This window comes from Bradyrhizobium sp. Pa8 (genome assembly GCF_052588265.1).
On record NZ_CP176767.1, the window covers coordinates 2,303,095 to 2,329,281 of the forward strand.

At 64.3% G+C, this 26,187-nt stretch carries 27 protein-coding genes, 1 tRNA gene and 1 pseudogene; 11 read left to right on the top strand and 18 right to left on the bottom strand.

What is annotated here, in order from left to right:
• Positions 1-223 precede the first annotated feature (223 nt).
• Positions 224-1,912: a methyl-accepting chemotaxis protein gene (locus ACKWRH_RS10465; protein ID WP_445220442.1), complete on the top strand. Its 1,689-nt coding sequence runs from the start codon at positions 224-226 to the stop codon at positions 1,910-1,912.
• Positions 1,913-1,915: 3 nt separating this feature from the next.
• On the opposite strand, the gene ACKWRH_RS10470 is transcribed toward ACKWRH_RS10465, so the two are convergent.
• From ACKWRH_RS10470 to ygfZ, 6 genes are all read right to left on the bottom strand, one after another.
• A complete protein-coding gene (locus ACKWRH_RS10470) occupies positions 1,916-4,636 on the bottom strand; it encodes a DUF2339 domain-containing protein (RefSeq protein WP_445220443.1) in 2,721 nt (906 codons plus the stop codon).
• A 51-nt stretch (positions 4,637-4,687) separates the two neighbouring features.
• Positions 4,688-5,656 carry an NUDIX hydrolase gene (locus ACKWRH_RS10475; RefSeq protein ID WP_445220444.1) on the bottom strand — a complete coding sequence of 323 codons (969 nt, stop codon included), beginning with the start codon at positions 5,654-5,656 and terminating at the stop codon, positions 4,688-4,690.
• Between the two features lie 19 nt (positions 5,657-5,675).
• Positions 5,676-6,182, bottom strand: coding sequence for a tyrosine phosphatase family protein (locus tag ACKWRH_RS10480; RefSeq protein ID WP_028152156.1), 507 nt, complete (start codon positions 6,180-6,182; stop codon positions 5,676-5,678).
• Between the two features lie 144 nt (positions 6,183-6,326).
• Entirely contained in the window at positions 6,327-6,941 is a 615-nt protein-coding gene (locus ACKWRH_RS10485; RefSeq protein ID WP_445220445.1) for a YfbR-like 5'-deoxynucleotidase, read from the bottom strand.
• The gene (locus tag ACKWRH_RS10490) at positions 6,938-7,564 is read right to left on the bottom strand and encodes a DNA-3-methyladenine glycosylase I (protein WP_028158167.1); all 627 of its coding nucleotides are present in this window, start codon (positions 7,562-7,564) and stop codon (positions 6,938-6,940) included. Before ACKWRH_RS10490 ends, ACKWRH_RS10485 begins: the two co-directional genes overlap by 4 nt.
• Positions 7,561-8,436: a CAF17-like 4Fe-4S cluster assembly/insertion protein YgfZ gene (gene ygfZ / locus ACKWRH_RS10495; protein ID WP_445220446.1), complete on the bottom strand. Its 876-nt coding sequence runs from the start codon at positions 8,434-8,436 to the stop codon at positions 7,561-7,563. Before ygfZ ends, ACKWRH_RS10490 begins: the two co-directional genes overlap by 4 nt.
• 101 nt (positions 8,437-8,537) lie before the next feature.
• Here ygfZ and ACKWRH_RS10500 point away from each other — a divergent pair, with 101 nt between their 5' ends.
• The 5 genes from ACKWRH_RS10500 to ACKWRH_RS10520 all read left to right on the top strand — a co-directional run bounded on the left by ACKWRH_RS10500 (position 8,538) and on the right by ACKWRH_RS10520 (position 12,774).
• Positions 8,538-9,872, top strand: a complete 1,335-nt coding sequence (locus tag ACKWRH_RS10500) for a dihydroorotase (RefSeq protein ID WP_445220447.1) — start codon at positions 8,538-8,540, stop codon at positions 9,870-9,872.
• A 142-nt stretch (positions 9,873-10,014) separates the two neighbouring features.
• Positions 10,015-10,884, top strand: a complete 870-nt coding sequence (locus tag ACKWRH_RS10505; protein ID WP_445220448.1) for a sulfurtransferase — start codon at positions 10,015-10,017, stop codon at positions 10,882-10,884.
• Positions 10,885-11,125: 241 nt separating this feature from the next.
• Positions 11,126-11,821 carry an RNA polymerase sigma factor gene (locus ACKWRH_RS10510; protein WP_445220449.1) on the top strand — a complete coding sequence of 232 codons (696 nt, stop codon included), beginning with the start codon at positions 11,126-11,128 and terminating at the stop codon, positions 11,819-11,821.
• Between the two features lie 88 nt (positions 11,822-11,909).
• Positions 11,910-12,443: a DUF4142 domain-containing protein gene (locus ACKWRH_RS10515; protein WP_445220450.1), complete on the top strand. Its 534-nt coding sequence runs from the start codon at positions 11,910-11,912 to the stop codon at positions 12,441-12,443.
• A gap of 10 nt (positions 12,444-12,453) precedes the next feature.
• Positions 12,454-12,774 (top strand): cupredoxin domain-containing protein, encoded by a 321-nt coding sequence (locus tag ACKWRH_RS10520; RefSeq protein WP_445220451.1) that lies wholly within the window; start codon positions 12,454-12,456, stop codon positions 12,772-12,774.
• A gap of 195 nt (positions 12,775-12,969) precedes the next feature.
• On the opposite strand, the gene ACKWRH_RS10525 is transcribed toward ACKWRH_RS10520, so the two are convergent.
• From ACKWRH_RS10525 to ACKWRH_RS10540, 4 genes are all read right to left on the bottom strand, one after another.
• Positions 12,970-13,236, bottom strand: a complete 267-nt coding sequence (locus ACKWRH_RS10525; RefSeq protein ID WP_254116944.1) for a hypothetical protein — start codon at positions 13,234-13,236, stop codon at positions 12,970-12,972.
• 254 nt (positions 13,237-13,490) lie between these two features.
• On the bottom strand, positions 13,491-13,868 hold the full coding sequence (locus tag ACKWRH_RS10530; protein ID WP_011085347.1) for a TIGR02301 family protein: 378 nt from the start codon (positions 13,866-13,868) through the stop codon (positions 13,491-13,493).
• Positions 13,869-13,915: 47 nt separating this feature from the next.
• Entirely contained in the window at positions 13,916-14,350 is a 435-nt protein-coding gene (locus tag ACKWRH_RS10535) for an NUDIX hydrolase (protein WP_445220452.1), read from the bottom strand.
• A gap of 19 nt (positions 14,351-14,369) precedes the next feature.
• Positions 14,370-14,870, bottom strand: coding sequence for a hypothetical protein (locus ACKWRH_RS10540; protein WP_445220453.1), 501 nt, complete (start codon positions 14,868-14,870; stop codon positions 14,370-14,372).
• A 63-nt stretch (positions 14,871-14,933) separates the two neighbouring features.
• Here ACKWRH_RS10540 and ACKWRH_RS10545 point away from each other — a divergent pair, with 63 nt between their 5' ends.
• Positions 14,934-15,698 carry an SOS response-associated peptidase gene (locus tag ACKWRH_RS10545; RefSeq protein WP_445220454.1) on the top strand — a complete coding sequence of 255 codons (765 nt, stop codon included), beginning with the start codon at positions 14,934-14,936 and terminating at the stop codon, positions 15,696-15,698.
• Positions 15,699-15,893: 195 nt separating this feature from the next.
• Here the strand turns inward: ACKWRH_RS10545 and ACKWRH_RS10550 are convergent, their stop codons facing one another.
• From ACKWRH_RS10550 to ACKWRH_RS10575, 6 genes are all read right to left on the bottom strand, one after another.
• A complete protein-coding gene (locus ACKWRH_RS10550; RefSeq protein ID WP_445220455.1) occupies positions 15,894-17,087 on the bottom strand; it encodes a CaiB/BaiF CoA transferase family protein in 1,194 nt (397 codons plus the stop codon).
• Positions 17,088-17,123: 36 nt separating this feature from the next.
• Positions 17,124-18,053: a glycine reductase gene (locus ACKWRH_RS10555; protein ID WP_445220456.1), complete on the bottom strand. Its 930-nt coding sequence runs from the start codon at positions 18,051-18,053 to the stop codon at positions 17,124-17,126.
• Between the two features lie 292 nt (positions 18,054-18,345).
• Positions 18,346-18,927: an NUDIX domain-containing protein gene (locus ACKWRH_RS10560; protein ID WP_445220457.1), complete on the bottom strand. Its 582-nt coding sequence runs from the start codon at positions 18,925-18,927 to the stop codon at positions 18,346-18,348.
• A gap of 13 nt (positions 18,928-18,940) precedes the next feature.
• Positions 18,941-19,381 (bottom strand): GNAT family acetyltransferase, encoded by a 441-nt coding sequence (locus ACKWRH_RS10565; protein WP_445220458.1) that lies wholly within the window; start codon positions 19,379-19,381, stop codon positions 18,941-18,943.
• Positions 19,378-20,805 (bottom strand): FAD-binding oxidoreductase, encoded by a 1,428-nt coding sequence (locus tag ACKWRH_RS10570; RefSeq protein ID WP_445220459.1) that lies wholly within the window; start codon positions 20,803-20,805, stop codon positions 19,378-19,380. The genes ACKWRH_RS10565 and ACKWRH_RS10570 overlap by 4 nt, the downstream gene beginning before the upstream one ends.
• A 78-nt stretch (positions 20,806-20,883) precedes the next feature.
• Positions 20,884-21,873 (bottom strand): L-threonylcarbamoyladenylate synthase, encoded by a 990-nt coding sequence (locus ACKWRH_RS10575; RefSeq protein WP_445220460.1) that lies wholly within the window; start codon positions 21,871-21,873, stop codon positions 20,884-20,886.
• A gap of 68 nt (positions 21,874-21,941) precedes the next feature.
• On the opposite strand from ACKWRH_RS10575, the gene ACKWRH_RS10580 reads away from it, so the two are divergent.
• Positions 21,942-22,018: transfer RNA gene (locus ACKWRH_RS10580), tRNA-Pro, on the top strand.
• 219 nt (positions 22,019-22,237) lie between these two features.
• On the opposite strand, the pseudogene ACKWRH_RS10585 reads toward ACKWRH_RS10580, so the two are convergent.
• Positions 22,238-22,753 (bottom strand): annotated as a pseudogene (locus ACKWRH_RS10585) (site-specific integrase); the annotation flags it as partial.
• Between ACKWRH_RS10585 and ACKWRH_RS10590 the strand changes: the two are divergent.
• Positions 22,673-23,062: a hypothetical protein gene (locus ACKWRH_RS10590; protein ID WP_445220461.1), complete on the top strand. Its 390-nt coding sequence runs from the start codon at positions 22,673-22,675 to the stop codon at positions 23,060-23,062. The pseudogene ACKWRH_RS10585 and the gene ACKWRH_RS10590 sit on opposite strands and share 81 nt — an antisense overlap.
• Positions 23,063-23,541: 479 nt before the next feature.
• On the opposite strand, the gene ACKWRH_RS10595 is transcribed toward ACKWRH_RS10590, so the two are convergent.
• On the bottom strand, positions 23,542-24,369 hold the full coding sequence (locus ACKWRH_RS10595) for a hypothetical protein (protein ID WP_445220462.1): 828 nt from the start codon (positions 24,367-24,369) through the stop codon (positions 23,542-23,544).
• 149 nt (positions 24,370-24,518) lie between these two features.
• Here ACKWRH_RS10595 and ACKWRH_RS10600 point away from each other — a divergent pair, with 149 nt between their 5' ends.
• Both ACKWRH_RS10600 and ACKWRH_RS10605 read left to right on the top strand, forming a co-directional pair.
• The gene (locus tag ACKWRH_RS10600) at positions 24,519-24,908 is read left to right on the top strand and encodes a hypothetical protein (RefSeq protein ID WP_445220463.1); all 390 of its coding nucleotides are present in this window, start codon (positions 24,519-24,521) and stop codon (positions 24,906-24,908) included.
• 306 nt (positions 24,909-25,214) lie between these two features.
• Positions 25,215-26,159, top strand: coding sequence for a hypothetical protein (locus tag ACKWRH_RS10605; RefSeq protein WP_445220464.1), 945 nt, complete (start codon positions 25,215-25,217; stop codon positions 26,157-26,159).
• The last annotated feature ends 28 nt before the right edge of the window (positions 26,160-26,187 follow it).

The following is a 26,187-nucleotide window of genomic DNA, read 5'->3' on the forward strand; positions in this document are numbered from 1 at the left end:
TCCTCTGCACTGCAACCAATAATTGCGGAAGATATAACGGCGGCGACAGCGAATTCCGTAGTTTCACGTAGGTTCCTGTTAACGCCTGTTTGCAACTATGAGCGCAATCTTACGGGATAAAAATCAGCCAGCATTGTTGAACTGACTTCCGCCCTGTCGTCCGTCGTGACGATGGCGGCGCAGGTGATTTGCGCGTTGCTAGGTATCATCGGGATTTGCTGTGATGTCGAAGTTGTCGATCGTGTTCAAGCTTCTGACCGTGCTGTCGGTTCTCGTGCTGTCGCTCGCCGGCGTCGGCGTGATGGCGATCGGCACCATGCAGAGTATCAATTCCCACACCGTCGAGATCGCGGAGAGCTGGCTGCCGAGCGTGCGTGCGCTCGGCTCGCTTCGCGCCGACATCAACGAGCTGCGCGTCGCGCTGCGCCTGCACCTGATGCAGGACACCGCCGAGGGCAAGGAAGCTGCCGAGAAGCGCCTCGCCTCGCTGCAGGCGCGCATCGACCAGACCCGCAAGGTCTACGAGCCGCTGATCACCTCCGCCGAGGAGCGTTCGCTCTATGAGCAGTGGAGCAAGGCGTGGGCCGAGTACCTGAACGGGGTGCAGGACGTCATGGCGCTGTCGCGCAAGGGCGTCGGTCGCTTCCCGTCCGATGCCAACGAGCTGTTGCAGACCAAGGTCGCGAAGATGGCCCAGGCCGCCGACCCGCTGCTCCAGAAGGGCATCGAGATGAACAACCGGGGCGCCGAGCTGGAGACGAAGCAAGCGGCCGACAGCTACGCCACGATCTTCCGCGTGCTGGTCGGCATCATCGTGTTCTCGGTCGTGATCGCGATCGGTGCCGCCTATTATCTCGTGCGTGACGTTTCTCGCGGGATTGCCTCGATCATCCATCCGATGCAGTCGCTTGGCGAAGGCGACCTCTCCGCCGAGGTGCCGCATCGCGGCGAGAAGACCGAGATCGGCTCGATGGCGGATGCGCTCCAGATCTTCAAGGAGGCGTTGATCGCCAAGAAGGCCGCCGACGAAGTCGCTGCGGCCGACGCCGAGGCCAAGATCGAACGCGGCCGCCGCGTCGACGCCATCACCCGCAAGTTCGAGGCCATGATCGGCGAGGTCGTCGGCACCGTGTCGTCGGCCTCGACCGAGCTCGAGGCCTCCGCGACCACGCTGAGCAGCACCGCGCAGCGCGGGCAGGAGCTTGCGACCGTGGTCGCCGCGGCGTCCGAGGAGGCCTCCACCAACGTCCAGGCGGTTGCGTCCGCATCGGAGGAGCTGTCGTCCTCCATCACCGAGATCAGCCGCCGCGTGCAGGATTCGGCGCGGATGGCCGCGGAGGCCGTCGAGCAGGCCACGCGGACCAACGACCGCGTCAACGCGCTGTCGCAGGCGGCATCCCGCATCGGCGACGTGGTCGAGCTGATCAACACCATCGCCGGTCAGACCAACCTGCTGGCGCTCAACGCCACCATCGAGGCGGCGCGTGCCGGTGAAGCCGGCCGCGGCTTCGCGGTCGTCGCCTCCGAGGTCAAGGCGCTGGCCGAGCAGACCGCGAAAGCGACCGGCGAGATCGGGGCGCAGGTCTCCGGGATCCAGGTTGCGACGCAGGAATCCGTCAGCGCCATCCAGGAAATCGGCGGCACCATCGAGCGGCTGTCCGAGGTGGCGGCGGCCATCGCAGCCGCCGTCGAGGAACAGGGCGCGGCCACGCAGGAGATCTCGCGCAACGTGCAGCAGGCTTCGGTCGGTACGCAGGAGGTCTCGATGAACATCACGGACGTGCAGCGTGGTGCGATCGAGACCGGCTCGGCGTCGACGGAGGTGCTGTCGGCGGCGAAATCGCTGGCGACCGACAGCACGCGGCTCAAAGTCGAGGTCGCGCAGTTCCTGGAGTCGGTCCGAGCGGCCTGATCCTCAAGTGCTCGCCTGCGGAGCCGGCGGCGGTGCGACCTGCCGCCGGAACAGGATGCGCTGGTAGAGCCAGCCGATCGCGACCAGCACGATGCCGAGGCACATGAATGACAGCGCGCGGTAGACGCCTGTCAGCGTCGACATGTCGATCACGAAGGCCTTCAGGATCGTCAGCGCGATCACCGCGGCCGACGCCAGCCGTGCCCGCTCGGAGTTGACGAGAATGCCGACGCCGAGCAGCACCACGCCGAAGGCGAGCCAGCCGATCGAATAGGTGTATTGCTCCGCGCCCGTGGTGGCGCCGTAGAGCAGGACCGGGCCGTGATAGAAGCGGCGGATCTCCAGCGTCAAATAGGTGAGCGCGAACACCAGCGCACCGCCGGCAATCGTGTTCGCATAGGCGACAGGGCGATGTCCGGCCACCGCATAGGACAGCAGCAGCATCAGCACCGCCGGGAGCGCGTAGCCGAGCAGCAGCAGGTTGAAGACGAGACCGCCGACATTGACGCTGGACAGCAGCCACGGATTCTCCAGGATCAGCAGGCCGAACACGCTGATGAGCCCGGCGATCGCGGTGAGCACGACCGCGCCGACATTGTGAACGATGCTGTGGCTCCTCAGCCGCAGCCGCTCCAGCCCGATCGCCATGGCGAGCGCGACGCAGACTTGCAGGGCAAATTCGAGCAGCGAGGGCGGCGACGTCATGCGGCCGCCGGTGGCGAGATGCCGGATCTCCACGAAGGCGAGCAGCGCGGTGAACAGGATCGCGGCGGCTTCCACGATGCGCAGCGGCGGATCGTCACCGCGGCGCCGCAGGAAGATGCTCGCGCCCCAGAACGCGGCCGCCGGCAGGCCGTAGCCCCACAACAGCCAGTTGAAGATCGGCGTGGTACCGACGGCATCGCCGACGATGCGCGGATCATAGCCGATGCGCGCGGTAACGATCGCGGCAAAGATGGCGGCGAGCCGGCGCAGGACCGGGATCGGACGCTGCAGCGAGATCCAGGCCGTGCCGAGCGACATCAGCGCCAGCGCGATGGTGAGCCAGCCCTTTTCGAGGGCGAAGGTCAGCGCCAGCGCCAGCGCGCCGAGCGTGCCGGTCGCGAACAGCGCGACGGAGGTCGCAGCCCCCGGCCGATCTTCGCGGCGCGCCAGCGCTTCGGTCGCAGCGCCAAAGGCGGCGGCGAGCAGCACCGCGAGGATCGCGAACGGGATCGAGCGGTCGAGATGGGCGATGCGCGCGTAGAGCGCAACGAGGATCGCGATCGGCGTCGCAACGGCTGCCGCCGACCACACCACCGGGATGACTGCCGAGTTCGACCGGCCCTGCGCGAGAAAGCCCGCGATGCCGAAGCCGGCAGCGAAGATTGCGGCCATCACCAGATGCAGCGTCACCGAGCTGTCGGTGGCGACCGGTCCAACGCCGGGCATCGGGCCGCCCGGCAGCACCAGCATGTCCGGATTGGCGCGCACCGCCCATTCGGCGAACACGATGAAGACGGTCGCTGCGGCCGCGCCCAGTGCGCCTGTTGCCGCCGGCGCGCGCCAGGCGACGAACAGCGTCGCTCCGACGAGCAGCGTGAAGGCGATCAGCGCAAGGTCCGCATGCCCGCTCGACAGCACGATCAACATCGCGCCGAACAGATAGGCGCCGAGCGAGCTCGACGACACCGGCTCGATCTCGCCGTCCTCGACGGTCGGGCCGAACATGAAGCCGCAGACGACGAGGAGGGCGGCGAGCACGAAACCCGCGATCGCATGGAAGGCGTGCGGCGCGACCTGCAGCTCGCTGGTATCGAGCCCCGGGAAGATCCAGAGCACGGCGAAGGCGATGGTCGTGACCGCGAGCCAGCGCCACAGCCGGATGCGGGCGAGACCGAAGCTCGCGGCGGTGACGATCGCAAGATAAATATAGAGCGCCCAATAATCCGGCTTGTCGCTGGAGACGAGGATCGGCGTCACGAACGCGCCGACCACGCCGAGGCCCGCGAGTGCGGGCCCGTGCAACAGCGCCGCGGCGAGCGTGCCGAGCGCGACGAGGCCGAGCAGCACGAAGGCCGTCGCTGGTACGAGGAAGCCATAGAGCGCATAGGCCGCGTAGATGGTCGCGAACGACACGGCCGTTCCGGCCGCGGTTAGGATCGCGGGGATGTTGGCGATCGGCAGCGCCGCGATGTTGGAGATGTTCTCCTTGCGCCGCGACCATTCGCCGGCGCCCAGCAGCGCGGCTGCGAACAGCCCACCGAGGAACACGCGCACGCCGGGGCCGACGAGGCCCGCCTCGATCGAATAGCGCACCATGAAGAAGCCGCCGAGCGCGAGCGCAAGGCCGCCGATCCAGACCACCCAGCGTGTGCCGAGCCGCTCCTCGAAGCCGGGCTCTCTAAAATCAGCTGCCGGCGCGGGCAGGGGCGGCGGTGCGTCGACCTCGGCGCTCGCCGCGAGCGGCGGCGGTGAAACCTCTTCGGTGACGAGCGGAGGCGGTGCTGCCTCGGCTTCGGGCGCGAGCGGCGGCGGCTGGGCGGCCGTCGTCGCGGGCGCCTCGGCCTGCACCTGCGCGGGCATCAGCGGCGGCGGCTGCACCTGCCGCTGCGCGTAAAACACCTCTTCGAGCGAGCTCAGCCGGCGGCGCAGCTCGGCCGCCTGGCTGGAGGCTTTGATCGCGATCAGGACAGCGACGATCGCAATGATCAGCGCAAAGACGTCAAACGGGCCGTCGAACATGAAGCCTCCAGGCAACCGGCGGGCAGGGGCCGGTCACGCAAATCCTAGGATCTAGCGCCGGGAGCGTACGCGCAAGCCCGGCGCGGGTCGTTCCTGGAGCACGTCGCGGCGGAAGCGGTAGAGCGCCGCCGGCCGTCCGCCGGTCTGTGTCGACATCACCCCGGTCGGTTCGACCAGGGCTTCGGTTTCGACCAGGCGGCGGAAATTTTGCTTGTGCAGGTGCCGGCCGGAGATCGCCTCGACCGTGTACTGCAATTCAGTGAGTGTGAACTCGGCGGGCAAAAGTTCAAAGACCACAGGACGATACTTCAGTTTCGCACGCAGCCGCGCGATCGCGGTTGCGAGAATCCGGCGGTGATCGAATCGCATCGAGGTGCCGAGCGCGGGCAGCGCCTTGCGCGCCAATGCCGCAGGGCGGCCGTCGCGCCGCGCCTCCTCGATCAGCCCGGCCTCGTACAAAAGCTCGTAGCGGTCGAGCACGCGCTCCTCGTCCCAGGGCGCGCCGTCGAGACCGAAATAGAACCGCACGCGATCCCGGCGCGGCAGCGCGCGTGTGGTCTCCGGCGTCTCCTCCTCGGCCCATAGCGTCAGCGCCGGAATGATGTCACGGGCGATGATCGCGGGCGGCTCCTCGCGCCAGTCTTCCCAGGGGAGGAAGCGATACCACGGTTCGAAGCTCGCGCCGGTCGCTGCGAGCTCGCCACCCACCGCGCGCGTCAGCGCGAGATAGCCGATCGACACCATATGCGCACCGGTGTCGCCGGCCTCGGCGTGACGGCCGCGATCGCCGAACGTGTAGAGCTGCTCGACATAGCCGAGCCGCAAGCCCGCCTGCGCCTCGACCCAGGCGCGCAGGCCGATCTCGAACGTGCGATGGCTCAGCGCATCGAACGGCCCGAACGGCAGGCCCGCCAACCCATCACTGCTGTGCGCGGTGAGGATCAGCGGCTCATGATCCTCGATCGCGACGATCGCCGCTGTCAGGCCGATCTCGATCGGCGTCAGCTGCGTGTCGCTCATGCGGCTGATGTCGCAGTTGTCATTCGAGCTCGATCACGAAGGGGCGGCCTTCGACCATCATGGCGCCCGGGCCCATCTCGTCGAGCGCGCGCAGCATGCGGCCGTTGCGTCCGAGCGCACGGTCGGCAAGGCCGACGATGCGGCGGTTCGGCGAGGCGATCGGGGAAGCCGCGCGGATCTTCTTGGCGATCTCGATCTCATCGCGGTCCGGATTGAGGGCGCAGACGGCCGCGAACGCGCTCGCAGTGGAGCGGCTGATGCCGGCATAGCAATGCACCACCAGCGGGGCGCTGCGGTCCCAGCCGCGCACGAAATTCAGCACCTGGTCGATATGTGCTTCGGATGGTGCGGTGAAGCCGTCCATCTCCTCGGTGATGTCGTCCATCGACACCTTGAGATGGTTGGCCGGCAGCACCGACACCGGACGTGCCACCTGCTCGACATTGGCCATGACGGTCAGCACATGGCTGGCCCTGGTGAGGCGGACGGTTTCGGGAAGGGCGGCGAGGGAACAGACGTGGATCATGGCGGACCTTTTTGCCGCTGATTATAGCGAGCGCTCGTAGGGTGGGCAAAGGCGCATCGCGCCGTGCCCACCGTTTCGCACTGCGCACATCTCGGCTAGTTTGGTGGGCATGCTTCGCTTTGCCCACCCTACGAAGGGATGATGCTACACGAACACCGCGTTGAACCGCTCCAGAAACTGCTTCTCGGCCCGCGCCGCGGTCCAGGGCGTGAGGTAGTCGCGGCGGACGCTGTCGGAGAGGCCGGGGTCCCTGCCGAACAGGCGCTTCGCCTCGCTTTCGCTGAAGCCGGCAAGCTCGGTTGCCTCCAGATAGGCCGCACCGCGATCGGCGGCCTTGATGGCTTGCGTGATCTCGTCGGGCAGCGCCGGCGGCAGGCCGAAGCGGATGTGGATGGCGCCGAGAAGGCGCTTCTCCACCGCCTTGTAGTGGCCGTCGAGCACGGCCTTGAACGGCGAGATCATGTCGCCGATCACGTATTCGGGCGCATCGTGCAGCAGCGCGGCGAGCCGCATGCGCTCGTCGACGCGCGGCATCTCGTGCCGCATCACGGTCTCCACCAGAAGCGTGTGCTGCGCGACCGAGAAGATGTGCGCGCCGGTGGTCTGCCCGTTCCAGCGCGCCACGCGCGCCAGCCCATGCGCGATGTCGGCGATCTCGACATCGAGCGGAGAGGGATCGAGCAGATCGAGCCGCCGGCCCGACAGCATGCGCTGCCAGGCGCGGGATGCCACGTCGCGTGCCGTTTTCTTCGCGGTCATTTGGCCTTGAGGCGCGGCTTGCGCTGCGTCTTGCCGCAGCTCGCGTGACAATGGCAGTCGACGAGATGGTCGTTGACCATGCCGGTCGCCTCCATGAAGGCATAGACGATGGTCGGACCGACGAATTTGAAACCGCGCGAGGACAGTTCCTTGGAGATCTGCACCGACAGCGGCGTCGAGGCCGGCACGCTCGCAGTGGTCTTGAAATTGTTGACCTTGGGCCGTCCGTCCATGAAGTCCCACAACAGCTTCGAGAAGCCCGGGCCCTTCTCCATGATGTCGAGATACGATTTCGCGCTCAGGATCGCGCCGTCGATCTTGGCGCGATTGCGCACGATGCCGGCATCGTTCATCAGCGCGTGCACCTTCTTGTCGTTGTAGCGCGCGATCTTCTCCGGCTGAAAATCATCGAAGGCTTTGCGGAAATTGTCCCGCTTGCGCAGGATCGTGATCCAGGAGAGGCCGGCCTGAAAGCCGTCGAGGATCAGCTTTTCATAGAGCGCACGGTCGTCATATTCCGGCACGCCCCATTCGGTGTCGTGATAGGCGACATAGAGCGGGTCTTCGCCGGGCCAGGGGCAGCGGGTCTTTCCGTCGGGATGCAGGCGGGGGGCTCGGCTCATGCGATGGGCTGCTTCAGGGGAATGCGGACGACGTCAGGTTCGGCGAGCCTCACGGCGAGGCCGCCGGCGGTGAGCGGCTGGCCGGCATCGAGCGCGTCCGCAACGCGGTCGATGCGCACCAGCGCGATGCCCTTGCCTTGCGCGGACGAGCCCATCGTGCCGACCGGCTTGTCGCCGGCCATAACACTGACGCCGGCCTCCGGCGAGAGGTCATCGAGCAGCACCTTGACGCTGCGGGTGCGCGCGGTGCCGCGATGCTGCATGCGCGAGACGACCTCCTGGCCGACATAGCAGCCCTTGTCGAAATCGACGCCGGCAAGGCGGTCCATGTTGGTCTCGTGCGGGAACGCATCGCTGTACATGAAATCGAGCCCGCCGCGCGGCACGCCGAGCGCGATACGATGCGCCTCGTAGTCGGCGGCGTCGACCAGCTCGGCGCCGATGAGATCGGACAGCTTCTGCTTGAGATCTTCGGGGATCAGGATGCGAGTGCCGAGCGCATCATTGCGCGGATCGGCGAACGCAAGGTCCGGCTGCGCCGCAAGCTGGCCGTCCCAGGCCGCGAGCACACCGAGATCGAGGTTTTCCACCGTGACCTTGGCGCGCAGCTTGTAGAATTTCAGCTTGGTGGCGAGGCCCTCGGCCAGCGCCTTCGGACAGTCGATCAGGAACCCGCCGCCATGGCCTGCGGGCACCTCTGTGATCAGGAAATCCACGATGATCTTGCCCTGCGGCGTCAGCAGCGCGCCGAATCGCCCCAGGCCCGGCTTCAGCCTTTCGAGATCGGTCGTGATCAGGCCGTTGAGGAAGTTGCGCGCGTCCTCGCCCGCGACCTTGACCACGCTCCGGTCGGGAAGAAACGCTGATTTCATGTGAAAATCTCTTGCGACATGTTGCTCCGGAACGTAAGCCCGCAAGGCATAAACGACAAGACCTCAAGCCCCGCGCTTGGGGATGAGAGAGGCCTTCAGCCATGACCCAGCGCTTCGATGTGATCCTCAAAGGCGGCACCGTCGTCAACCAAGACGGCGAGGGTGTTCGCGATATCGGCATCACCAACGGCCGCATCGCGGAGCTGGGCCCGTTGTCGCAGGCCTCCGCCGCCGAGATGATCGACTGCACGGGCCTCCACATCCTGCCCGGCGTGATGGACACCCAGGTGCATTTCCGCGAGCCCGGGCTGGAGCAGAAGGAAGACCTCGAAACAGGGTCGCGCAGCGCCGTGATGGGCGGCGTCACCGCCGTGTTCGAGATGCCGAACACGTCGCCATTGACCGTGACGGAGGCCACCTTCACCGACAAGGTGAAGCGTGCCCATCATCGCATGCATTGCGATTTCGCCTTCTTCATCGGCGGCACCCGGGAGAACGTGCAGGATCTGCCGGTGCTGGAGCGCGCGCCCGGCTGCGCAGGCGTCAAGGTGTTCATCGGCTCGTCGACCGGCGCGCTGCTGGTGGAGGACGACGAGAGCCTGCGCCGCATCTTCCAGGTGATCCGCCGCCGCGCTGCGTTCCACGCCGAGGACGAATACCGCCTCAACGACCGCAAGTCGCTGCGCATCGAGGGCGATCCGCGTTCGCATCCGGTCTGGCGCGACGAGACCGCGGCGCTGATGGCGACGCAGCGGCTGGTCAAGCTCGCGCACGAGACCGGCAAGCGCATCCACGTGCTGCACATCTCGACCAAGGAAGAGATCGAATTCCTGCGCGACCACAAGGATGTCGCGTCCTGCGAGGCGACGCCGCATCATCTGACGCTGGTCGCGCCCGAATGCTACGAGCGGCTCGGCACGTTGGCGCAGATGAACCCGCCGGTGCGCGGGGCCGATCACCGCGCCGGCATCTGGCGCGGCATCGAGCAGGGCATCATCGACGTGCTCGGCTCCGACCATGCCCCGCATACACTGGAAGAGAAGTTGAAGACCTATCCGGCATCGCCCTCCGGGATGACCGGCGTGCAAACGCTGGTGCCGCTCATGCTCGACCACGTCAACGCCGGCCGCCTGTCGCTGGCGCGCTTCGTCGATCTCACCAGCGCCGGCCCTGCGCGTCTCTACAACATGGCCTGCAAGGGCCGCATTGCCGCAGGCTACGACGCCGACTTCACGGTCGTCGATCTCAAGCGCAGCGAGACCATCACCAACAAATGGGTCGCCTCGAAGGCCGGCTGGACCCCCTATGACGGCGTCCGCGTCACCGGCTGGCCCGTCGGCACCTTCATCCGCGGCCGCCGCGTGATGTGGCAGGGCGAGATCGTGACACCGTCGCAGGGCGAGCCGGTGCGATTTCTGGAGACGCTGAAGCAGTAGAGGGCATGCTTCAGTCTCGTCATTGCGAGGAGCGCAGCGACGAATCCAGAATCTTTCCGCGGTGGCAGTCTGGATTGCTTCGCTGCGCTCGCAATGACGAGGGGAGCGGTCTACACTTCCTCTCGAACGGGAGAGCAGTCCGATGTCCCAACCGACACCCCTCATCACCACCGAGCAACTCGCCGCGATTCTCGGCGATCCCAATCTCCGCCTCTACGACTGCACGACCTACAACGAGCCGGTGCCGCCCGGCAGCGACGTACCCTATCGCGCGGTGCCCGGCGACAAGACCTTCGCGGCCAGCCACATCCCCGGCGCCGATTTCTTCGACCTGCAAGGCGAGTTCTCCGACATTTCTGCGCAACAGTTCTTCATGATGCCCAGCGTCGCCCAGTTGGAGGCCGCCTTCGGCCGCCACGGCGCTGACGCATCCAAGACCATCGTGCTCTACAGCATCGGCACGATGATGTGGTCGACACGGTTCTGGTGGATGCTGCGCTCGCTCGGCGTCGATGCGCAGGTCCTCGACGGCGGTTTTGACAAATGGAAGGACGAGGGGCGGCCGGTCGAGACGGGTGCGCCGAAGGGCTATCCCGCCACCACCTTCAAGGCCGCGCCGCGCGCGGGCTTCTTCGTCGACAAGGCCACGGTGAAGGCGAGGATCGGCGATCCCTCGACTGTGATCGTCAACGCGCTTGGGCCGCAATTTCATCAAGGCCTCGAGCCGAGCCGCTACGGCCGGCCCGGCCGCGTGCCCGGCAGCGTCAACGTGCCCGCGGCCACGCTCGCCAAGGCCGACAAGACGCTGACGACGCTTGCCGATGCCGAAGCGAAATTCGCGGCCCAGGGCGTTACGCGCGACAAGAATGTGATCTGCTATTGCGGCGGCGGCATCTCGGCGACGATCGACCTGCTCATGCTGACAAGGCTCGGCTACGACAAGCTGACGCTGTACGATGCCTCCATGGGCGAATGGGCGAGGGATCCGGCGCTGCCGATCGAGACAGATTAGCTCTTACCCTCCCCTGGAGGGGGAGGGTCGATCGTGCGCAGCGCGAGCGGGGTGGGGTGACAGTCTCTCCTTGAGGCAATGTCCGTGTGGAGAGATCACCCCACCCCGCTTCGCATTACGCTTCGCTCCATGCGTAGCGACCCTCCCCCTCCAGGGTCCTCCAGGGGAGGGTGAGAAAGTCGGGAACCTTTATCGCAGGCCTGCATCCAATGTCCGGAACGAATGGAAACAGGTGACCACCATGCAGCGGACCGCAGCCGGCCTTTCCGCAGGCGCCAGAGCCAGAGCATCGGAAGCCGAACTGGTCGACCGCGCGCGGGGCCGTGACGAGGCCGCGTTGCGCGAGATCATGCAGGCCAACAACCGCAGGCTATACCGTCTAGCGCGCGGTATCCTGCGCAGCGATAGCGAAGCCGAGGATGTGGTGCAGGAAACCTATGTCCGGGCCTTCACACATCTCGACGGCTTTCGCGGCGAGTCCGGGCTCTCGACCTGGCTGTCGCGCATCGCCATCAACGAGGCGCTTGGCCGCGCGCGAAGCCGCAAGCCGCATGTCGAGCTCGGCGCGCTGCCGGAAGAGGCGCTCGACGCGCAGATCATAAAATTTCCCGTTTCTCCCGCAGGCGATCCGGAAAGGACCATGGCCCAACGTGAAATCCAGCGCGTGGTCGAACGCGCAATCGACGAACTGCCGGATGTGTTCCGCATGGTCTTCGTCGCGCGCGTCATGGAGGGGATGAACATCGAGGAGACCGCTGATCTGCTCGGCGTCAAGCCCGAGACCGTGAAGACGCGACTGCACCGTGCGCGCACCATGCTGCGCGAGAACGTCGAGAAGGAGATCGGTCCGGTGGTGATGGATGCGTTCCCGTTCGCCGGGTGGCGCTGCGAGCGGCTGACCGTATCGGTGCTGAAGCGGCTCGGCAGCCGCGGTTGAAGTTTTTCGGGAACGTTTGCGCGAAAATCCCATCCAATGCCTGTGAAGCAACGCCGGCAAACCGTCCGGCAGCACAGGAGTGTCAAACATGTTCACCCGATGGAGCGCGGCGCTCGCCGCGGCAATTCTGTTGTCGAGCCCCGCGCTGCTTCGGGGCGCCGGCGCGGCCGACAAGCCCACCGATCCGCAGATCGCTCACATCGCCTACACCGCGGGCGTGATCGACATCAACGCGGCCAAGCAGGCGCAGAAAAAGGCCAAGAACAAGGACGTCAAGGCGTTTGCCGAGGACATGCTGCGTGACCACGAGGCGGTCAACAAGCAGGCGCTGGCGCTGGTCAAGAAGCTGAACGTTACGCCTGAAGACAACGATACCAGCAAGGCGCTGTCGAAGCAGGCGAGCGACAAGCTGGCTGAGCTCGACAAGCTGAGCGGCGCGGCCTTCGACAAGGCCTATGTCGCGAACGAGGTCGCCTACCACAAGGCGGTCAACGGCGCGCTGGAAACCCAGCTCATCCCGTCCGCCGGGAATGCCGAGCTCAAGAGCCTGTTGCAGACCGGCCTGAAGATTTTTCAGGGCCATCAGCAGCACGCCGAGCATGTCGCGGCCGAGCTGAAATAGGGGGTGTGGGATGAAGCCGGGACACCTCGCTTCGATCGCGCTTGCGGTCGTCTTGCTGTCGATCGTCGTCCCGGCGCGCGCCGCGACCATTCAGATCACAATGGAAAATCTCGTGGTCTCGCCGACTGAGGTGTCGGCGAAGGTCGGTGATACCATCGAATGGATCAACAAGGATGTGTTCGCGCACACCGCCACGGCGAAGAGCGGCGATTTCGACGTGATGCTGCCGCCGAAGAAGTCGGCGACATCGGTTCTGAAGAAGGCGGGAACAATCGAATATTACTGCCGCTATCATCCCAACATGAAAGCGACGCTCAAGGTCGAGCCGTGAGGGAGGAGGGAACGCGTTCCCGATCTCGGCGGGAACATCTCCCGGTCATCGCGAGACTAATGCTTGTCCGGGGAAAACGGCATCCGTGCGATAAACGCGTCAGACTTCGCGAACCTGTTCGTCAATTCCCGTTCGCAAGTCATTCATCCGTAGACTGGCCCCGCCCGCGTGGCGGGGTCATTTTTCGCAAAAGGCTTACTGCCTTGCGAGCATGACCGAGAATTCGCCGTTGCGAATGCGACCCGGGAAGCCCTCGACGAATTTCGCCACCGCATCCTCGCCGTAGGTGCCGACCAGCTCGGCGAACGCCGCAAACAGGCTCGCCTGCGCCAGGCAGTCGCCGTCGACGCCATCATGGCGCGCTTCGGCCCAGGCCTCGTTGAGATAGCTCAGCGCGGCCTGTTTCTGCTCGTGGTCGGGCAGCGGCGCGCGGGCGGGGGCGTAGGACACTGAATGGCTCATGAAACTCGATCAGGGCTGGGGCGCGATCCACGGCGATGCGCTGTGCGAAAGGTGTAGCACGCGCATTAACGCCCGCTAGGCCACATCTTTAGGAACGGTTAACGGCTGTGAACAAAGTCGATGACAGGGTTCCACCGGTTGTCATTCCGGGGCGCGACGAAGTCGCGAACCCGGAATCCATTGCGCCACCAACTCTGCAGCCCGATGGATTCCGGGCTCGCGCTGCGCGCGCCCCGGAATGACAAGGGGAGGAATCAGTTCGCGTAACGCGCCGTGAGATCGCGCGAGATCTTCGAGCCTTCCTCGATATAGCGGCGGATCGCCACCGTCGCGGCCGGCGTGCAGCTCCGGTAGGTCTGCTGGAAGCCGTTATAGCCGCGGTTGAAGCCGGCAATCATGCGGGTGCGGCGCTCGCCCGAGGGGGTTTCGGCATCGATCAGCGCCTGCATCTCGCTGCGCCATTTGTTGCCCTCGTTGGACCCGCAGATGCCGCGCAGATAGTGCAGGCCGCCCAAAATCTCCGCCAGCCGCTGCAAATCGGCGTCAAACGGCGCCGCCACGTCCTGGGCCCTCGTGGGCACGGAGGCGCAGGCGAGAATCAGGGCAAAAATGGCCAGAAATCGCGTGGACATCGGCGGGGTGTATGCCCCCTCGGGGCGGATGACGCAAGACGGGGCGGTCAGGGCCCGATCAGCCGGGCGGCCGACTGGATGACCTCCTCCAGCCCCCCGGTCAGCTTGAGGTCGCCGAGGCTCGCTAGGGCGTCGGGGGCGATCCAGCGGTAATCGTCGAGCTCGTCGTTGAGAGCCGGCTCCTTGGCCACCCAGCGGGCGCCAAAGGACATGATCAGGTAGTGGCCCGCGCCGGCTGCGGCCGGCAACACCTCGCGCCAGCCGGCAAGGCCAATGATTTCGATGGCGAGCCCGGTCTCCTCGTCGACCTCGCGTGCCAGCGCCTGGTGCAGCGATTCGCCGAACTCGACCCGGCCGCCCGGCAGCGAATAGAATCCCTTGGCGGGCGAGCGGGCGCGGCGGGTCAGAAGCACCTTGCCGTCACGGAAGATGGCGGCGCTGACCGCGATCTGGGGGTGGGTGGGCTGGATGACCGCAGACATATCTTCAACAACCCTTGGCTCAATTCGCCATGATGGTGTCGACGTCGGCTTCCGCGCCGCCATTGATGATGCCGCCGCAGGCCGCGATCAGCGGCTTGACCCAGAGCGTGGCCTGCTCGGCGAGGCGGACGCGGGTCGCGTCCTTCTCGACCTCGCGCATGGCCGAGCCGACCGCTGTCAGGATCGAGGTCATGGTATCCGTGATGTGGTCGAACTGGGCGCGCACGTTCGGATCGGCCTTCTCATAGGCTTCGATGGCCAGATCCCGTGCCTTGAAATTCGACGCGGTGAAATGCTCGGCATAGGACAGCGGCGACCAGGTCAAAAAATCTTCGGCGCATTCCGGCATGTCCGGGACCATCTCCAGCAGCATCACGGCTTCATTGAAATGGTTGAGATAGTCGGTGGCAAGCCCGGTTCGCGGGTTGATGTTGGCCACGCGCAGCCGCTCGGCCCAGGCGGCGGCCTCGGGGCCCGTCTGTGCTTGCGTCCGCGCGGGTTGGGAGGCCGTTGAGCTCATCTGCCGCAGTGTTAACGTTCGGGGTTAAAAGGACCTGAACGGACCCTATATAGGCCCCCAAGGATGTGTGGACGCTTCGTCATAACTTCGGCCCCCGCGGCTTTACGGCAACTGTTCGGCTACATCGAGCAGCCGAATTTCCCGCCACGGTACAACGTCGCGCCGACACAACCGATTCCGGTCGTGCTGTTCGAGAACGGCGCGCGCCATTTCCGCTTGATGCGGTGGGGATTGTTGCCGGGCTGGGTCAAGGATCCCAAGGGATTTACGCTCCTGATCAACGCGCGCTCCGAGACGGTGCTGGAAAAGCCCGCCTTCAAGAACGCGATTCGGAGGCGCCGCGGCCTGATCCCGGCCGACGGCTATTATGAATGGAAGGCGGAGGGCGGCCGCAAGCAGCCCTTCTTCATCCACCGCGCCGACGGCGAGCCGCTCGGCTTTGCTGCGGTATTCGAGACCTGGGTCGGGCCAAATGGTGAGGAGCTCGACACCGTCGCGATCGTCACGGCGGCGGCGGGCGAGGATCTCGCCGCCCTGCATGACCGCGTGCCCGTCACCATCAGCCCGCGCGATTTCGAACGCTGGCTCGACAGCCGCGGCGACGATGTCGACGCCGTGTTGCCGCTGATGTCCGCCCCGCGCATCGGCGAATTCGCCTGGCACCCGGTCTCCACCCGCGTCAACCGCGTCGCCAATGACGACGATCAGCTCGTGTTGCCGATCAGCGCGGAGGAGATGGAGGCCGAGGCAGAGGCTGCGAAGCCGAAGAAGGCGGCCCGGAAGGTTGCTGCTAGCTCGTCAGATGACGGGCAGGGGTCGTTGTTCTAGCGAAGCTGGCGCGTCTTACTCCGCTGTCGTCCCGGACAAGCGAAGCGCAGATTCGGGACCCATAACCACGGGGAGGAGTTTGGCGAAGACTCGGAGTTATCAGCTCGCGCCATAAGCGCTCCCTGTGGTTATGGGTCCCGGGCTCGCGCTGCGCGCGCCCCGGGACGACGAGGAGAGTGTGAGGCTGCACTGCCCTCACACAATCTCCCTTGCCCGCAGCGCCGCGATCTCCGCTGCATCAAATCCCAACTCGCCCAGCACCGCATCCGTATCCGCACCCAATTCCGGCGCCATCCGGTCCAGCCGGCCGCCGCCATGGGCGAGCTTGAAGCCGCTGCCGGCAAAGCGCAGGCGGCCGTAGGGCGTATCCAGCTCCTGGATCGCGCCGCGGGCCTTGATTTGCGGATGATCGATGACCTCCTCGACCTTCCAGATGCTGGCGCAGGGCGCGCTGGCATCTTCCAGGATTGTCTCCCACTCGCGCGCAGGCCTGGCCGCCAGCGCCTCCTCGATGATGGAGCGCAATGCGCCCTCATTCTCGTTGCGCGCGAACCAGTCGGCGAAGCGCGGGTCTGACAGCGTGTCCTCGCGGCCGAGCGCGGACATCAGCGCGCGGTACTGCTTCTCGTTGTTGACGGCGAGCAGGATGTGGCCGTCGCCGCACTTGAACAGATTTGCCGTGGTCCTTCGGCTGACGGCCTGGTTGCCCGACAGCTGCTGGCGATGGCCGGCGACCGACCAGTCCGCGATCTGCCCCGAGAGAAACGCCATCGTCGCCTCCAACATCGAGACATCAATGAGCTGTCCCTTGCCGGTGCGGTCGCGCTGATACAGCGCGCTCGACACGCCGAAGGCGGCCGTGGCGCCCGAGAGCACGTCGCACACCGCAAAGCCCGCGCGCGTCGGCCCCGTCTCGGGATGGCCCGTGATCGCCATGATGCCCGACAGCGCCTGCATCTTGCCGTCATAGCCGGGCCGAAGGCGGTCCGGGCCGGTCTGGCCGAAACCCGACACCGCGCAATAGATCAGCTTTGGATTGATCGCAGAGAGCGCCTCATAGCCGATGCCGAGCTTGTCCATCACGCCGGGGCGAAAGTTCTCCATGACGACGTCGACTTGCGCCACGAGCTTCTTCACGATCGCGATGGCGTCTGGCTTTTGCAAATCGAGCGTCAGGCTGCGCTTGTTGCCGTTGATGGCCTGGAACGCCGGTGCGAGCCCGCGCTCGGCCCATTCGCGGCTGAGCGGCGTGCGGCGCATGTCCTCGCCCTCGCGCCGCTCGACCTTGATGACATCAGCCCCGAGCAGCGCGAGCTGGTAGCTCGCATAGGGGCCGGCCAGCACCTGCGTGAAGTCCAGAATCTTCACGCCCTCGAACGGTCGCGTCACGTCGCTCTCCCCATTGTTTGTTGTTGTCGGAGGACGTCAGGCGGCGCGGTTGCCGCGCGCGATCTCCTTCTGCTTGTCGAATTCGGCGCGGCGGCGCGCCAGCTCCTCAGGGGAGAGCTGTGCGACGTTGTTGTAGTCGAGCTTCCAGGAGGCGTCTTCGCTCCAGCGCAGCGGCGACTGCATCGTGGTCTGCGGACCGCTCGCGCTTTCCAGCAGCGTCAGCGCGAGCTCCAGCGTCTGGGCCTGCGAGGCGACGTCGTGCGGCTTGCCGGCCGAATTGCCGAGCGGGAAGTCCGAGAACAAAAAGCGCGGCGCGGCGGCATGCTCGATGATGTCCTTGGCGCAACCCATCACCACGGTCGGGATGCCGTTGGCTTCGAGATGCCGTGCCACCAGTGCGGTGGTCTGGTGGCAGACCGGGCAGTTCGGCACCAGCAGGGCGACATCGACCTTGTCCGCGAGGCAGCGCGCCAGGATTTCCGGCGCGTCGGTGTCGAGCGTGACGCGATGGCTCCGGTTGGTCGGTGCGCCGAAGAAGCGCTGGCTCACTTCGCCGATGCGGCCTGCGGCAGATGCCTTCAAAAGCTGCGGCAGCGGAAACCAGGTGCCGTTGTCGGTCGCCGTGGTGTGCTTGCGGTCGTAGCCGATGTGCGAGATGCGCAGATCGTGCTGCTTCGAGGTGTCGCCGTCATAGACCTGGTAGAATTTCGCCCCGCCATTATACGCCGCGCCCGGCCCCTGGTCGCCCTTGGCGGGATCGTACGGCGCGGCCGTGGTGATGATCGTCACGCGCGATTGCGACAGCGGCTTCTTCAGCGGCTGGAACGGCGCCTGGGTGTAATGCGCCCAGCGATACGGCGTGGAGTAGCCGATCGCGGTGTAATAATCGCGCGTGCGCTGCATATAGGGGACGGGGGAGTCGTAGTCGGGCGCAAAGCCGAATTCATCGTCGCGCGAAGCGGACATGGGGCGCGTCTCCTGGTTCTTGGTTGGGACCAGATTAGAGATAGTTTTGGGGTTGCTCAACCGGGGCGGGGCGGCGCAGGGCAGAATTGCAGGCGACGATGAAGCCGCGCGGACGGTGCCGCTTACCCTCCCCTGGAGGGGGGAGGGTCGATCGCGCGAAGCGCGAGCGGGGTGGGGTGATCTCTCCACACGGGCACTGTCGGACGCGGAGGGACCGTCACCCCACCCCGTCTCATATTTCGCTGCGCTCAATGTGAGCCGACCCTCCCCCCTCCAGGGGAGGGTAAGCAACCTACCTGAACACATGCAGCGCCGCGTATTGCAGCAGCATGATCGCCTTGGCGTCGATGATGCGGCCATCCGCGATCATCGCCAAGGCCTCGTCGATCGAGAGCTCCAGCACCTCGATGTCCTCGCCTTCGTGCTCGAGGCCGCCGCCGTCGCTGACCCGCATCTCCGGCTCGTATTCGGCGACGAAGAAATGCAGCTTCTCGGTGATGGCGCCGGGGCTCATGAAGGCCTCGAACACCTTGTGGACGTGGTGCAGGCGATAGCCGGTCTCCTCCTCGGCCTCGGCGCGGATGCGTACCTCGGGGGAGGCATCGTCCAGCACGCCGGCGGCGGCTTCGATCAGGAGATCGTCGTAGCCGCGGATAAAGGCCGGCAGGCGGAACTGGCGCACCAGGATCACCGTACGCCGTGCGTGATTATACGGCAGCACGGCGGCGGCGTTGTCGCGCTCATAGGTTTCCCGGTGCTGCGTCTGCCACTCGCCATTGGCGCGCCGGTACTCGAACGTCGTGGTCTTCAGCGTGGTCCAGCCGTCCGAGAGCACGCGGACGTCCTTGATGCGGACGCGGTCGGATACGGTCATTGCTGTTTTCCAGCTACGTTGTGGAAGCGCGGCCGTCGAGCCACTTCTGGAACATCACCGAGGTGGATTCCTCGAAATCCAGCGACTGGTAGAACGCATTGGCCTGCGCGTTCTCGCGCCGGACCAGGAGCTGCAGCTTCAAAATGCCGGCCTGGCGCAGCCAGCCCTCGGCCGCGGCCATGATGACGCGGCCATAACCGCGTTTGCGCCCATCAGGATCGACCGCGACGTAATAGACCCAGCCGCGATGGCCGTCATGGCCGACCATGGCGGTGGCGACGATCGCGCCGCCGTCGCGGCCGATCAGCACGGTGGAATTGTCGCGCCGCCGCGCCAGCGCGATGTCGGCATGCGGGTCGTTCCAGGGCCGCGTCAGGCCGCAGCGCTGCCACAGCGCGACGACGGGCTCGACATCGGCGTCGGTGATCGCATCGATCGTAAGTGAGACGCTCATAGCACCTTCCCCGGATTCATGATGCCCTGCGGATCGAGCATCGCCTTGATCGCGCGCATCAGCTCGATCGCGGTCTTGTCCTTCACCTCGGGCAGTTCGTCGCGCTTGAGCACGCCGATGCCGTGCTCGGCCGAGATCGAGCCGCCCATGCGCAGCACGATCTCGAACACGACCGCGTTCATCTCGTGCCAGCGCGCCAGGTAATCCGCGGTGTTGGCGCCGATGGGCTCGCTGACATTGTAATGCAGATTGCCGTCGCCGAGATGGCCGAACGGCACCGGCCGCGCGCCGGGGATCAGCTTGACCACGGCGGCATTGGCTTCGTCGATGAAGGCGGGCACGGCGGCGACGGGAACGGAGATGTCATGCTTGATTGAGCCGCCCTCCGGCTTCTGCGCCGACGACATCTCCTCGCGCAGCTTCCAGAAGCCGTTGCGCTGGGTGAGGTTGGCCGCGATCACGGCGTCGTCGACGATCTCCTCTTCCATGGCGCGGGCGAGGATCGTCTCCAGCGGTGTGCGGGCATCGTCGCCGGGGGAGGACAATTCCATCAGCACGTACCAGGGATGTTTTGCTTCGAGCGGATCGCGCACGTCGATGCCGTGGCGGACCGAAAAGTCGACCGCCATCTCCGACAGCAGCTCGAAGCTCGTCAGCGCGTTCGCGGCTTCGCCCTGCGCGATCGTCAACAGCTTCAGCGCCGCCGCCGGCGATTTCAACCCGACGAAGGCTGTCTCGACCGCCCGCGGCTTTGGAAACAGTTTTAGCGTAGCCGCCGTGATGATGCCGAGCGTGCCTTCCGCGCCGATGAAGAGGTTGTGCAGATTGTAGCCGGTGTTGTCCTTCTTCAGCTTCGACAACACGTTGAGCACGCGACCGTCGGCGAGCACCACTTCGAGCCCTAGTGCCATCTCGCGCGCAACGCCATAGGCGAGCGCGGCGGTGCCGCCGGCATTGGTCGAGAGATTGCCGCCGATGGTGCAGCTTCCTTCCGCGCCGAGCGAGAGCGGAAACAGCCGGTCCACGTCGGCCGCCTTCTGCTGCGCGACCTGGAGCACGACGCCGGCCTCGCAGGTCATGGTGTTGGAGGCGGTGTCGATCTCGCGGATCTTGTCGAGCCGGCGCAGCGACACCACCACCTCGCCGTTGTGCGGCGTCTGGCCGCCGACGAGCCCGGTGTTGCCGCCCTGCGGCACCAGCGCGATTCTGTGCGCGGAGGCGAGCTTGCAGATCGCCGAGACTTCCGCGGTCGTGCCCGGGCGAAGCACCAGCGGCGAGCGGCCGTGAAACAGGTTGCGCTCCTCGGTGACGTAGGCCTCGATGTCGGCCGCGTCGGTGATCGCGTGGCGGTCGCCGACGATCTTGCGGAATTGTTCGAGCAGCTCTGGCGCAAGCGGCGGGGTGGCAGATGTATTGACGTTCATGCTCTTGTCTCGTCTTCGCTTTTCTCTCTTGCGCATGATCTTATCGGAAAACCGCTGCACACTTTTCCGGATCATGCGCTATCTGGCGACCGCGGCCCGGCGCAGCCGGTCGTTGATGGCCTCGCCAAGTCCTTCTTCCGGCACCGCCATCACCGCGATCGCTCGCGGGCTCTTCGCATCGAGGGCGCGAAGATAGCCGAACAGATTGGTGGCGGCTTCATCGAGATCAGCCGCGGGCGACAAATTCATGACAGCGGCGGCGGCCTCCAGGCCCGGCAGGCGATCGGGGCCGAACGCCAGCAGCGCTTCGCCCGCGGCCACATCGCGCGCATTGAGCCGCACGCTGGCGCGCGGGGCGTAATGCGAGGCCAGCATGCCCGGCGCCAGCGGCTGGCTGTCGTCGCTCTCGGCCTCTACAGGTGGCCGCGCCAGCGGCACGCCGAGCACGGCCTCGATCCGCTCGCGTGACAGCCCGCCGGGGCGGAGCAGCATCGGGGCGTCGAAACAGCCGACGATGGTCGATTCGACGCCGACCGCGACCGGTCCGCCGTCGACGATCAGGTCGATCCGCCCGGCAAGGTCGCTTTCGACATGGGCTGCCAGCGTCGGCGAGACATGGCCGGAGATGTTGGCGGACGGCGCCACCACGGCCCCGCCGAAGGCGCGCAGGATCGCCTCCGCCACCGGATGGGCGGGAATGCGGATCGCGACCGTGTCGAGCCCGGCGGTGGCCAACTCGGCCACCGGACAGTCGTCCGTCTTCGGCACCACCAGCGTCAGCGGCCCCGGCCAGAACGCTTCCGCAAGCCTCAACGCACGCGCGTCGAACCGCCCGATCCGCCGCGCGGCTGAGAGGTCGGCGACATGGGCGATCAGCGGATTGAAGGCCGGCCGCCCCTTTGCGGCGTAGAGATGGGCGATCGCGGTGGCATTTGCGGCGTCCGCCCCGAGCCCGTAGACCGTCTCGGTCGGAAACGCGACCAGCCCGCCGGCGGCCAAAATCCGGGCGGCAGCTTCCGCGCCGGCCTCGCCGGCCGGTAAAATCAGCGTTTCAAGACCCGTTTTCACAGGGACAAAATTCCTCATGCCGGCCGCTTGCGGTGCGTCAAACCCGACGCTATAAGCCGCCTTCTTGTCGGAGTGTGGCTCAGCCCGGTAGAGCACTGCGTTCGGGACGCAGGGGTCGCAGGTTCGAATCCTGCCACTCCGACCAGAAATCATTAGGCTTTTTCTTCTGATTTCGATCCTCGGTCAAGTTGACCACCGTTTCGGCCACCGAAACGTACCGGCTCTTTTGGCCAATGGCCGCAGCCGCCCCCTGGAGGAAGTCCGGGTGGTGATGGCCATAAGTGTCCTGCAGGACCTCGGGTGACATGCCCAGGAACCCTGCCGCCTCCCAGATTGGCACGCCACGCTGCATGAGCCACGTCGCAGCCGTATGGCGCAGGGTGTGGGGTGTGACCCTCCCGGGCAGGCGGGCAAGCCCTACGGCGGTCTTGAAGCCCTTTTTCACCGAAGCTACCGGCTTGCCGTTGAACTCAACAAAGCACTCTGTGATCAGCTTACGGTTCCACCAACGCCGAAGGTGGGTGAGCAGCCGAGGCGGAATGGGGGCTGGCGTCTGTCGCTTCTTTGTCGCGCGCTTGCCAATGGCCTTACGATAAAAAATGCCGCGCTCCAGATCCACGTACGAACGTCCAGTTATCGCATATGGCGACGCCGATGCGATCGCGCCTGCCCGAGTGCCAGTATATAGGCCGATCAAGATAAACCGCGCGATATGACGCAGAGGCCTTCGGTTCGTGGCGACCGGGCCGCCCTTCGACGTTCCCGAGTGGATCGTCTGCTTCTCGCGATACCTCCAACAATGCCAAAGCAACGCTGCGGCCTCCTTGCGAGTCAGCCATCGGTCGCGGGCCTCACCTTTGGGAGGGAGCGACACTCGCACTATGCCGCGGTGAAAGCCTTCCTTTGCGTGGTGATTGATCGCGGCGCGCAGTGTCTCAAGGTCGCGGCGAGCACCACCCGGACTGCCACGATGCTTGGTGTAGCCTGCACAAGCCTGGGCATTAACCTGCGCCAGCTTCTTGCCACCCCAATACTCGTTGAGTCGCTCAATTCGGGCCTCGATCTCGAACTGGTCGCCGGGCTCGCCAATGTCGGTCAGATAAATCGAGAGGACATCAGCACAATCGATGTCCTCAATGTCTTGGCGGCGCCGTTCGGGTTGATACTTACGAGCGATGTAGTCTGCTAGGGCCTGCTCTGCTTTTACAGGCGGCTTTTTTTCAGACGTGCTCGCAACGCATCCTGTGGCGATATGGCGATTCCCGTCCTTGATGATCCAGACGGCTTGGTGGACGAGCTTTCCCTCAGTGTATCTCGCTTTTCGTCGGTAGAGGCGGATTCCCTTGCTTGGACGCGACATAGCTCCCTCATCTGCCTAATGTTTTCGAGCGTCGTGTAGTCTTTGCCGGCAATACGCTCTACGACCAATCGGCCGCGTGCCGCCTCACGTCGCAATCCCGAAGCCGTCATCGAGCCATCCGGGAACGCAAGCTTAGCCGCAAGCCCTAACCGAATGGGCGCGGTGATATCAACAGACTCTAACGTTTGGATTGATTGACCGGTCACAATGCCCATCGCCCAAGAGATGAGCTAGAGCATTCACCAGTCCAGCAGTTTTATCAGTCCCAAATCTACAATATCCTCTAGGAAAATCACTATTTCCTAATCCTAGGTGGACCGCATCTCCCTCACAAGCTCCTTATAGCTTCTCATGAATTCTAATTGACTTGGCTTAAGTGCGGTAGTCTTGGGTGCCTTGGGCACCACGCGAAGCTCTTCGATCCAATCATCTTCATCAACATGTTCGATTTTACTCGCAACATACGCCGCGGCTTGAAGGAAGTGTCGCAGCTTCGCGCGATTGACGCTTTCAAGCTCTAATTCGTCTCCGTCGAGTTCGGGGGGCAAAAAATCGAAACCAAGCCGTTCGCTTGCATAGAGAAACGGTGCGGCCTGTTTGAGATTCTTCCAGCGTTTGCGAACCGTGCGCCAACTCCGCTTCTCAGGGCCTTGCTTGAGGCATACGTAGAGCTCGCCAGCACCGATGTTCGCCTTTTTAGGGGTCAGTGCGCCGTGCTCTACTGCCCGAAACCGAAAATCGATCATGTCACACACTGTGTCGACTTCGCCTCTTCTCGTCTGTATGCAACGGTTCAATTCCCCGAACCTAGGCGTGTCTACCAGCGACGTCCATCCTGTAGTCCCGAACATCGCGTCATATAATCTCGCATACGAATCGTCCTTTAAAAAACCGACAAGAATTTTCGACGTGCGATCAGATGGCCGTCCAAAACCTCCGCGAGGTCCATGATCCGACTCGTACTCTCTCAGAATTGAAGTCGCTGCCCATTTTCCGACCGCATCAACGTACTCGCTCTCCTCCGGAAACAGTAGCCAGACCCGAAATTGTAAGAAACGAATTCCATGCTCATGCGAGAACATCTCGGGCTTCCCTGAGATAATTTGCCGTAGCATGCTTAAATTGAATTCTTTCAAGGTGAGTTCTCCCGCAAGCGATTTATAGGAAAATAGGGAATTCCTCGTGGTAAGTCGAGGCTTCAATAGAAGCTCTCCTTTTCTTTGTGCGATGATGACGCCTGAGCGGAAATGCTCATCCTCAGCCGCAGGCTTAAAAGGGTGTCAATGTGAATCAGAAATGGAAACAATTTTCGAGTTATGACCCACAGACAAAGGAGTTCCTTGATGACACGCGATCTAAAGCGAAAGAATTTCAGTGCGTGCGAGAATATGGCATTTCTGAATTTATCTGCGATCTCTACGGACAGCTGCTGCGCCTCAAAAGCGAGAAACGTCTCAACAAGACGCTCCGCAAGTTGAACCGGGCCACAAATGTAAAATCTGGAGCTAGCCGCATGTTGGGGCTGGTGAGACGCGCATCCGATCCGGACTGGGATACTCGCCGTGCAAGCTATACGGCCGGGTTGCTTGACAGCGCCCTGAAAGCCGGAACGCCTCTCACTAAGATCGAAGAGTTTCGGCTAGAGTATGCCCGGTCGCGATCTCGGAAAGAGTAACCTCCCGCGAGACGGGTAACGGTGCATGAGAGAGTAATCAACTAAGACGTCTTAGTTGATCACTCTCTCCCCATCCGGTCGCGAGTTCGAACTATAAGCGATTGGAGCGGAAAGAGGCGCAACCCGGTGATGACGTGGCCCCGCAGCAAGCGGTAGCTTCTATCTGTTGACACACTTCACAATGCCATTCGCAGAGCTTTGAGCTCAATCTGCACGGTTTTAAAGCGAAATTGCAGGACTTTTCCAAAAGTCACAGCCGACAATAAAAGCTGTAAATGATCGTCAGTTCTACGAAAGGCGATCATCATGAATTTGTTCAAGCATACGGAAATTGTTGCGGCGGAAGAAATTGCGTGCGGAAAACTGCTCTCTGCGTTTGAGGCATCGCCCAAGCGAAACTTGGTCAACTCAGGCGACGAAGAGTTAGTTCTAGATAGCGCAGGCGCGGGGCTGAGTGCCGTTTGTCACTCTGCGCGTATCTGCTGGGCCCATTTCCTCTGCGACGAATTGGAGCGCTATTTCGCCTACGGAAGCGCCACTAGGGCGACTAATCAGAAGGTGTTCTTTTTCACGCTGGCCGACATCGGGTGCGCGCGGTCGCTCGACCAGCTCAAAGTTAACCTCAAACCCATCGCTCAAAAGCTAAGGAAGGGATTGCGAGGATACGATTTCATTGGCGTGATCGAACCTGGTCTGTACAGCCACGTCGACGCCGCGGCCAAGAGCCCATTCGGCGCATCATGTATATCGTGGCATCTGCATGTTCTGCTCTGGGGCGTATCGCGTAAAGGTGCAAAACGTCTTGCCGCGGGGCTGAACCGGTCTCAAAGATATGTTGCGCTCTCACCTGGACAGGATGGTGTCTTTCAGCGTCAGGTCCGCGAAGGCGAGCTTTCTCGGGCGTTAGGCTACATTCTAAAACCGCCGAAGTCGGCTTATCGCCTGGGCCGCCGCAGCAAGTCGATTGATGCGGCAGAACCGTCATTCATTCAGTATCGCAGCCACCTCCGCCCAGGAGAACGGATGACGGTTTATCTGCACATGCGACATTTGTCGCTTGCGGAGACATGGATCGCGGGAGGTGAGGGATCCGCCTTGCTTGGAATGGCCAAGCGCCGTTCGCGGGCAGCTATCCGTCGCTTCGAGCGGTTGTCTGACCTGGGTCAGCGTGACTCTCGTCGGTCCCTGCCGCGCTACTCGTCAGTCTTATCGATGATTGCCGCAGCAAAGATCCGAAAAATAATCTTGTAAATGCACCGTATCTACTCAGCAACAGAAG